The organism is Agarivorans sp., from assembly GCF_050295395.1.
GTDB lineage: Bacteria > Pseudomonadota > Gammaproteobacteria > Enterobacterales > Celerinatantimonadaceae > Agarivorans.
The window spans coordinates 1-1,621 of sequence record NZ_JBNKPP010000201.1 but is presented as its reverse complement, the minus strand read 5'-3'; the positions used below and the strand labels follow the sequence as shown (position 1 = coordinate 1,621).

Genomic DNA, 1,621 nt, shown 5'->3' with positions numbered 1-1,621 from the left:
AAATGGTTTAATCGTGGCTTTAACCGAATGAACAATCGGTATGAATCTCAGGTCAACGTGTTAGTGAATCGCAAAGGACGAATGATGCTTGTCTTTGTGTTTCTGTGCGCAATTTTGGTTCTAGTGTACAGGCAGTTGCCGTCATCGTTTTTACCAGAAGAAGACCAAGGATATTTTATTACCAATATTCAGCTTCCGGCAGACGCAACCACAGTGCGTACGTTGGATGTTGTGAAAAAATTTGAACAGCATGCGTTAAGCCGTCCGTCGATTGAGTCAACAATGACGGTTATTGGTTTTGGTTTTTCCGGTTCAGGCACGAATACCGCGCAAAGTTTTACCACATTGAAAGATTGGGAAACACGTAACGATACCTCAACACTTGGCGAGTTAAAACTTGCTGAGGAGGCGATGGCTGACGTAAAAGAAGGCACGGTTATGCACATGCTGCCTCCTTCTATTGAAGAGCTAGGAACCAGCTCTGATATTACGTTTTTCTTGCAAGACCGCGGAAATCAGGGATACGAGGCATTGAAAGTCGTTGAGACGAAGATGTTAGAGTTGGCGAAAAATAGCAAATCACTTAGCGATGTCTATTCTGATGGGCTTCCTGCGGGTACAAGTATTCATTTGGATATTGATCGCCAGAAAGCTGAGGCGTTAGGTGTTTCATTCACGAGTATTAGTGAGACGCTATCCACTGCGATTGGATCGCTATACATCAACGATTTTCCTAATGAAGGCAGAATGCAGCAAGTCATTATGCAAGCAGATGCTTCATCAAGGATGCAGATTGAGGATGTGCTCAAGCTCCATGTACGAAACATTAATGGTGGTATGGTTCCGTTATCAGAAATTGTGACGCCTATTTGGTCTGAGTCAGCTCCGCAGTTTATTCGCTTCCAAGGTTATCCTGCGGTTCGAATTTCTGGTAGTGCAGCTTCCGGAGTTTCTAGTGGTGAAGCGATGGCTGAAATAGAACAAATGGCGAAGCAACTTCCATCAGGCTTTACCATCGCATGGACAGGACAGGCTTTACAAGAGCTTCACTCATCGAAACAAGCACCGATGCTAATGGCGCTATCGATGCTAGTCGTTTTCTTAGTGCTTGCGGCACTTTATGAGAGTTGGGCTATTCCTTTATCGGTGATGTTGGTCGTGCCCTTGGGATTGTTAGGTGCGGTACTCGCCATTGTGGTTCGTGACATGCCAAACGACGTTTTCTTCAAAGTCGGCATGATCACTGTAATTGGTCTTTCGGCGAAAAACGCAATTCTAATTGTTGAATTTGCCAAACAGTTAAGAGAGCAAGGCAACGGATTGGTTCAGTCAGCCGTTCAAGCTGCGAAGTTGCGATTGAGACCTATCTTGATGACCTCTCTGGCATTTGGTCTTGGTGTTGTACCACTGATGTTGGCTTCTGGCGCTAGTGCAGAGACTCAACGAGCTATCGGAACAGGTGTGTTCGGTGGAATGGTTAGCGCTACATTACTTGCCATTTACTTTGTACCAGCTTTCTTCGTGTTCGTGATGAGTATTCAAGAGCGTTTAAAGTCTTGGCAACAAAGAAACAAGAAGTCACCAATGCAGCTTAAAGGTTAGTACTATGCATTATATTGTT

1 protein-coding gene is annotated in these 1,621 nt (G+C 44.7%); it reads left to right on the top strand.

What is annotated here, in order from left to right; all coding sequences use genetic code 11:
• A partial coding sequence (locus ACQY6Q_RS11645; RefSeq protein WP_427981619.1) for an efflux RND transporter permease subunit occupies positions 1-1,602 on the top strand: 1,602 nt, incomplete at its 5' end.
• Positions 1,603-1,621 lie beyond the last annotated feature (19 nt).